The organism is Micrococcus sp. KRD077, assembly GCF_017168505.1.
Taxonomy (GTDB): domain Bacteria; phylum Actinomycetota; class Actinomycetes; order Actinomycetales; family Micrococcaceae; genus Micrococcus; species Micrococcus luteus.
Genome location: NZ_JABFAZ010000064.1, coordinates 1 through 7140, shown reverse-complemented (window position 1 = coordinate 7140; position 7140 = coordinate 1). Strand labels below are relative to the sequence as shown.

Here is a 7140-nt window from a genome sequence, read left to right as displayed (position 1 = left end):
TGGGGGTCCTGGGGGTGGCGGGTGGTGTCCGTGCGGCTCACTTCTTCTCCTGGATCACGTCGAAGTAGACGGTGTCGGTGCCGGTCTGGGTGACCGGGTGCTTGCGGGTGCCGGCGGACTCGTTGATCGCGGAGATCATCATGCCGTCGCCGACGTAGATGCCCACGTGCTCCCACCGCCCGCGGGTGGGGTCCCACTTCTGGGCGACGATGTCGCCGGGCTGCGGGGTCTCGGTGCGCTTGCCCACGGTCCACGGGGCCTGGCGGGGCATGTCGATCCCGTTGTCCTGGTAGACGCGTGAGACCAGCCCGGTGGCATCCCAGGATCGGAAGTCCGCGGCGCCGTAGGTGTAGGTGCCGCCGATGCCGGCTTCAGAGCGGGAGACGATCTTCGAGCGCGAGAAGTCGGCTGGGATCCCCAGGCGCTTGGTGTCCTCGTCCAGGGCGTGGTTGCCCTCGGGGGCGGTGCTGGAGGTGGCGCTGGCCGCGGCCTCAGCCCCGCCGGCGCCCTGGCACATCATGGGGGTGGTGCCGGTGACCTGGCCCAGGATCTGGTTCGCCGCGTTCTCCCACTTGTTGTACTCGTCGGGGTGGCGCGAGTTCTGTACGGCCTGGGCAGCCGGCCCGGGGGCCATGCCCTCCCAACCGGGGATGTCCAGCAGGCCCGGGGGCATGCCCTTGTTCGGGCCGGTTGGGCCGCCGAAGAACGCTCGTGCGGCGTACTCGGGGTTCATCAGCTCCGGCACGCTTCCCCAGCCGGCCACGGTGCGCTGCTGGAAGACGTTGACCGAGTCCTTGTTGGTGCCGGTCTTCTGGTGCGGGAAGTTCATGGACTCCGGCAGGGTCGGGTTCGCCATGTTCTGGAGCATGGTCTCCTGGAGCCCGGTCATCAGCGCCACCTGGATCCCCTTGTCCGAGATGTTGAGCTCGCGCGCCACCCCGATGATCAGGGCCGCGTTCTCCACCTGCTCCGGGGAGAGCGTCCACTCGCTGCCCTCGGGCAAGGTGATCCGCACCGGCCCGTTGACCTTGGGGGGCTGCCCGTCCGAGGCGGCGGCGCCCGCGGGCGAGGATCCGCTGGCCAGCTTGGCCGAGGGAGCCGAACTTGAGGAGGCTGCCGCCGAGCTCGAGGACGCCGCCCCCGCGGCACCGCCGCCGGCCGGAGAGGTCAGCCGGGGCATCTGGCCCTTCTCCAGGATCAGGCCGCGCTCGGCCAGCCAGGTCTGCGGGTTGGACCGCTCGCCGTTGACGTAGAGCATCAGGTGCAGGTGAACGCCCGTGGCCACGCCGGTCTCGCCGGCTCCGGCCAGGTGGTCCCCGGCCTTCACCTGCTGGCCGGGCTTGACCACGGTGGTGCCGTTGGCGATGTGGACATAGCGCCACTCGATCCCGTTGCCCGAGTCGATCTTGAGGATGTTGCCGCCCTCTTCACCCTCCATGTTGGTGCCGATGACCGTGCCGCCCATGACGGCGTTGATGGGGGTGCCCTCGGGGATGCCGCCGATGTCCACGCCACCGTGGAAAAGCAAGGGCGCCTCGCTCGTGTAGCCCGGGGGGATGTACCCGGGCCCGAAGGGGTTCGGGCGCGGCCCGTAGTCGGAGGTGACCCGGCCCATCAGCGGGATGGCCAGGGACCCGTCCGCGGCGGTCAGGCCCCCCACGACACAGGAGAGAGAGGACTGCTGCATCTTCAGCTTCTGCTGGGCGCCGCCGATCATCAGGATGATCAGCAGGATCAGCACCACCACGAAGGCGACGACGGCCACCACGGCGCCGGCCCCGATGAAGACGGCGCGGCGCTTCATGCGTGCTGCCCCCGCGGGCCCTGGGCGGCCCGGAGGCGCTCGCGCATCCGCTGGGTGGCCTCCGTGCTGTCCGACCGCGGCCGCCGCGGGGGCTGCTGGGGGCCCTGGCTCGAATCCACGACGGTGCCCTCCACGACCTCGGGCCGGCGGGGGGTCACGGTGGCCTTGCCGTCGCTGCCGACGGTGATCCGGGACTGGCGGGGCACCCGCTGGGGCTTGCCGGGGCCGGTGAGCTCCTTGCGGTTCTGGCGCTCGATGGACCAGGCCGCGCCCTGGGCAACGACGTTGACCGCCCCACCGATCGGACCACCGATGGCAGCCGCCCCCACGCCGACGGCACGCACCAGCGGAGCCGGGGGCAGCTGCCCGCCCGGACGGCGCCGGCGCGCGGGCCCGCTGCCGCCGTCGGCGCGCGCGGCGCGGCCGAAGACCTGGGGGCCGCGGGGATCCGGCCGGCGCGGTCCTCCGCTGGGTGTATCGGAGCCGCCCGAGGGGCCGGCGCCGCCGCCGGTCGGCCGGGAGCGCGCAGGCCCGTCCTGGCCGCCGCCCTTGGCCAGACCGAGGCGGCCGAACTTGTAGCCGCCCAGAGCCGTGCCGGCCATGCCCACCAGCGACTTCATCGGCACGCTGGACTTCTTCTCCTGGCCGGCGCCCAAGCGCGAGAGCCAGCGGGCGGTCTGGTCGCCCTTCTTCATGATCCCGTGACGCACGCGCAGCACCAGCCAGATCAGCGCGATCAGCATGAGCACCAGCAACAGCATCTGGAGGGTCACACCGAGGGCTGCGGTGGTCAGCAGCATGTTGGCCACCAGGCGCAGGGACACGGCCACGAGCACGATCGCGGCCACGATGACCACACCGCAGGCGATCACGCCGACGAACGCGCCGAAGAACTCCTTGCGGGAGGTGCCCGGCACGATCGAGATCATCACGGCCAGCACCTGGTAGACCCCGTAGAACAGGGCCATGAGCACGGCCAGGAACAGCACCACCGCCATGGTGGCCACGAGCACGGCGAAGGCTGCCGAGCCCAGGTTGGTCATGAGCATGGGGGCGACCTTGGTGAAGGAGGTCGACTCGGACCAGCTCTTGGCCGACTCGCTGCACCCCTTGACCGGGTCCATCACGGACTTGGACTTCACGTCCATGGGGTCCGCGGCCTTCATCGTCTCGGTGAAGGTGCTGGCGCAGCCGCCCTCGAGCAACTGGCCGAAGGCGACGGCCTGGGAGGGCCCGCGCAGCATCGCGTCCGTCAGGTCGGCCATCACGGACTGGCCCAGGGCCGAGGAGGCGTCCGCGCCGCCGTCCATCGCGCCCTTGCCTCCGGTGGCCTCCACGGCGATCTGCGCCGCGGTCTGCTGGGAGGTCTGGAGGACGCCGTCCGGGCCGGTGATGTAGGCGACCGGGTTCAGCGCGATGTTCGTGGCGACCACGACCATCATCACGGAGACGAACATCTCCCCCCAGGCCGCGCCGCGCTTGCGCATGAAGAACAGCAGGCCGATGGTCGTGCCGGAGATCATCGCCGCCAGCGGGATCCAGTGGATCTGCGCGACCAGCTGCCCGAAGTTCTGGCCGAGGACCTCCATCGGGCCGGAGAACCAGGAGACCCACTGGAAGCCGAGCAGGGTGTGCAGCAGCCACATGCACGTGGTCACGCACATGTAGTGCAGGCCCCAGAGGAAGTCGAGCACGGAGACCAGCGCGTCGCGGGCGGGGTTGATGTCAATGCCTCCGGCGCCGTGGTCCAGGGGCAGTGCCTCGTACTTGGAGATGGGCACACCGGAGGAGTCGGTGACCTGCTGGGACCACTCCTCCAGGCCCATCACCCCCGACTGCGCCGGGGCTGCCGGGGCCGCAGAGGCGGCCGGGGCGGCCCAGAGCATGGTCAGCAACACGGCAGCGCTGACGCCAGCTCGTCGCATCCATCCGCGTGCGCTCATGCGTGCACCAGCTCCTTGGCGGTCTCGGTGGAGGCTCCGCGCTTGGGCGGGGAGCTCATCACGGCCTTGAAGCGGGCCGGCGAGAGCGGAGGAAGCACCTTGATCTTGGCGACGTTTCCGTAGGCGTCACGCATCAGCGCCTCACCGCGGCGCTCGGGGGCCACCTCCTCGTTGTCGTCCAGGGGGGAGAGCCCGGAGGTGACCAGCTCGACCCACTCGTCCTGCCCCATGTCGGCCATCCAGTCGAGGTTGCGCTGGGCCATCTTGGAGTCGCGGGAACGGCAGACGATGCGCACGGGGATCAGCGCCTGGAGTTGCTGGGATCCGAAGTCCGTTGACGCGTCATGCGAGCCCAACGCCACGGCGGCCTTGTGCTTGCGGCCGTAGCGGACCACGTTGGACAGCTCCAGCTCGGTCTCCGGGGAGCCGGTGGCGTGGTGGGCCTCGTCGACGATCATCAGCGACTCGATGGAGTCGTCGGCGTAGAGCACGACGCGGCTGACGGCCACGATCAGGGCATAGAGGGCGCGGCCGATGACCTTCTCCACCGGCAGCTCCGCCTTCAGCGCGGCGGACTCCAGCTCGTGGCGTCGGGGCAGCTCCACGCCGCGGGTGCAGAAGGTGAGGAAGCGCGAGGACAGGTCCAGGGTCGGCAGGGACTCGTCGAAGAGCAGGGGCCCGAACTCGGTGGACTGCACGTTCTGGAGGCCGAACGCGATCGCGCGGGTCTGTTCCGGCTCCTCCCCCGCCAAGCCCTGGCCGGAGAGCAGGTGGGCTACCAGGGACCCCATGGAGGTGATCTGATGCTCCTGCGCGTAGTCGGGGTGCAGCAGCTGGCCGAGCAGCCGGCCCTCGGCGGAGTTCGAGCCGAAGCCCAGCAGCACGGAGACCAGGGAGCGGGTCACGCGCGCGGCGACCTTGCCCGGGAACAGGCGCAGGGGGTCGATCGACCAGCGGGTGTCGCCGAGCTCGACGACGGTGGGCTGGGAGCCTTCGCGCTCGGTGAGCAGTCGACCCAGGGCCGCCCACTCGGTGTTGTCGGAGCGGTCGATGGCCACGATCTGGCCTCCGCGGTCGAAGACGTTGCCGGCCACGATCTTCAGCAGGGTGGACTTGCCGGAGCCGTTCTCGCCGGTGACGGCGAACGAGCCGGACATGTCGGCCTCCATGAGGCCGCCGATGTTCATGAACACCGGGCTGCGGCGCGAGGAGGAGATGTTCGTGCCCAGCCGGAATCCGGTGCGGGTGCCCAGCGCGTCGGTCACCAGGGGCATGCCGAAGGCCAGGTGCCGGCCGGTGACCAGCAGCTCGAGCTTCTTCACCACGGAGGAGGCCGGCGTGCCCGGCAGGCACGCCCACCACAGCGACTCCTGGTAGCCCAGGGGCGTGATCACCTTGAAGTCGCGCGCCGAGTAGGCCGCCTGGATCATCTGGGCCTGGTCCTGGGCCTGTTCGGGGGTCTCGGCGCCGACGATGAACATCACCGCGACGTCGACGGAGACCTCGGCCTCCGAGGAGTTCAGTGCGGCGTGGTAGGCCTTGAGGTCCTCGGCGATCGCGTCCAGGCGGGTGGATCCGCCGGTGATCACGTGGGAGTCACCCTCCTGCTGGTTGTACTCCTCGTTGAGCTTCTCCTCGGCACGCTTGTTCCGTGCGGCGGCGCGCTTGGCCGGCAGCACGTTCATGCGCATGATCCAGTCCGCGTTGACGCTGAGGGAGTCGATGTAGGAGACGTACTCGTCGTCGGGGAAGGTGAAGCCCTCGCGGGGGCCGGCGGTCAGGGCCATCACCACCTGGTACGAGGCCTGGCCTGCCGTGGTCTCGGAGGCGATCTTCACGTACCGGCGGCCGAAGGGGTTCAGCCGTTCCTTGGCGCTGACGTCGGACTGGCCGCCCTCGTCCACGAGCGGCTCGGGAAGGCTCGCCCCGGAGGTGAACGCCTGCACGTCCTCCCCGCCGGCGGGCGCAGTGGGATCCGATCCCAGGCCCCGGCTCTGGGAGTGGGCGTAGATCCAGGCGACCTCGGCCGGAGAGGAGGGGACGGCCTTGAAGGCGGCGGGGATGGCCCGGCCGATGTGCTCGGCCATGCGCCCCAGAGCCTGGATCTCCGCCTCCGTGGGTCGCCAGGTGGGCAGGGCCAGCTGCTCGCGCAGCTTGCCGTCGACGGAGCGGATCAGGGTCTGGAGGCGGTCGGTGATCGACTTGGACGGCAGCGGCACGGCCAGCCAGTAGGCTCGCTCGCCCACGGGGATCGTCTCGAGCTCGTCCAAAGAGAGCTCGGCCTCCTCGAGGTAGTTGGGGCACTGCTCCAGGTCGACACCGTCGAGCATGCGCTCGACGACGGCGGCGGGGTCGAGCTCGGCGCACAGGCCCATGAGCATGGCCTCACCGCGCAGGCCCTGGAAGAGGGCCTGGTGGGCGAGCATGGCCCGCTCCTTGTGCTCGCCCTTGCCGAAGCCGTAGGGCAGCCCGTGCACGCGCCACATCACCCACACCGTGCCCGTGGAGGTCCACATGAGGTTCTCGCGCAGGTACAGGAGGGAGTTCTTCATCGCTGGGTGTCCTTGTTCTCGGTCGTGCTCTGCTGGAGGAGGCGTGCCACGGAGGAGGTGCCCATCGGCCGGTACGTCGGCGCGTGCTCGCCCTGCGGCTCGTCGGTGGCCAGGGCGCGGGTGGGAGCGGTGGGACTGGAGGGCTTCTCGGGCATCCCTACGGGAGCCTTCTTGGGGGCGAACGTCTCGCCGCGGTAGTGCCCGTGCGGGGGCTTGGACCAGGCCAGGAAGGCTCCGGTGATGACCAGGCCCAGCTCGTGGAGGTTGTCCGGGGCGAAGCGCAGCAGCCAGGTGACCGCCAAGCCAGCGGCCAGGGCGCCGGCGAAGTCGAGCAGGTCGAAGCCGGTGGTCCAGGACCCCCGGACGGCCCACAGCAGCGCCACCGTGATCGCCCCGCCCACGCCCTGCACGAGCGTGTAGGGGCCCCCGGGCACGCGGGTGCCGTCGGGCAGCCGGTAGAGCGTGGTGGGGATGCGGCGGATGCTGCTGTAGAACCGTCCGGTCTCGGTCATGGCTTACTCCTGGCCGATCACTTGATGGTCGTGCCGGCGGAGTCCGCGGCCCACTGGACGCCGGCCACGCCGCCCCAGATGAACAGGCCGCCGGCCAGAGCGGAGAGCAGGATCGCCGGCAGGGTCCACTTGCCGCGGGCCGAGCCGATCAGGAAGATCACCACGCCCAGGAAGATGATCAGCGCGTTGAGCACGACCTGGGCCTGGGCGATCAGGTTGTTGATCGAGGTGAAGAAGTTGCCGAGCGTGAGGGAAGAGTGGAGGTACGGGATGAAGTCGTTCACGAGGTCTCCCTTTCAGAGATGAGGGGTCAGTGGGTCGGGGTGGAC

At 70.3% G+C, this 7140-nt stretch carries 5 protein-coding genes; all 5 read right to left on the bottom strand.

Going from position 1 to position 7140, the window contains the following annotated elements; all coding sequences use genetic code 11:
* Positions 1-37: 37 nt before the first annotated feature.
* The 5 genes from J1M39_RS11290 to J1M39_RS11270 are packed head-to-tail and all read right to left on the bottom strand — an operon-like array spanning position 38 to position 7095.
* Complete coding sequence (locus J1M39_RS11290) at positions 38-1804, bottom strand: peptidoglycan DD-metalloendopeptidase family protein (protein WP_101966126.1); 1767 nt, start codon at positions 1802-1804, stop codon at positions 38-40.
* The gene (locus J1M39_RS11285) at positions 1801-3747 is read right to left on the bottom strand and encodes a hypothetical protein (protein ID WP_145993073.1); all 1947 of its coding nucleotides are present in this window, start codon (positions 3745-3747) and stop codon (positions 1801-1803) included. The genes J1M39_RS11290 and J1M39_RS11285 overlap by 4 nt, the downstream gene beginning before the upstream one ends.
* Positions 3744-6299, bottom strand: coding sequence for an ATP-binding protein (locus J1M39_RS11280; protein WP_206496805.1), 2556 nt, complete (start codon positions 6297-6299; stop codon positions 3744-3746). Before J1M39_RS11280 ends, J1M39_RS11285 begins: the two co-directional genes overlap by 4 nt.
* The gene (locus tag J1M39_RS11275; RefSeq protein WP_101966129.1) at positions 6296-6811 is read right to left on the bottom strand and encodes a hypothetical protein; all 516 of its coding nucleotides are present in this window, start codon (positions 6809-6811) and stop codon (positions 6296-6298) included. The genes J1M39_RS11280 and J1M39_RS11275 overlap by 4 nt, the downstream gene beginning before the upstream one ends.
* A gap of 17 nt (positions 6812-6828) precedes the next feature.
* On the bottom strand, positions 6829-7095 hold the full coding sequence (locus J1M39_RS11270; RefSeq protein WP_101966130.1) for a hypothetical protein: 267 nt from the start codon (positions 7093-7095) through the stop codon (positions 6829-6831).
* Between the last annotated feature and the right edge of the window lie 45 nt (positions 7096-7140).

Excerpts from the sequence above, each read along its gene's own strand:
- J1M39_RS11290 (WP_101966126.1), bottom strand. The coding sequence starts at position 1,804 with ATGAAGCGCCGCGCCGTCTTCATCGGGGCCGGCGCCGTGGTGGCCGTC.
- J1M39_RS11285 (WP_145993073.1), bottom strand. The coding sequence starts at position 3,747 with ATGAGCGCACGCGGATGGATGCGACGAGCTGGCGTCAGCGCTGCCGTG.
- J1M39_RS11280 (WP_206496805.1), bottom strand. The coding sequence starts at position 6,299 with ATGAAGAACTCCCTCCTGTACCTGCGCGAGAACCTCATGTGGACCTCC.
- J1M39_RS11275 (WP_101966129.1), bottom strand. The coding sequence starts at position 6,811 with ATGACCGAGACCGGACGGTTCTACAGCAGCATCCGCCGCATCCCCACC.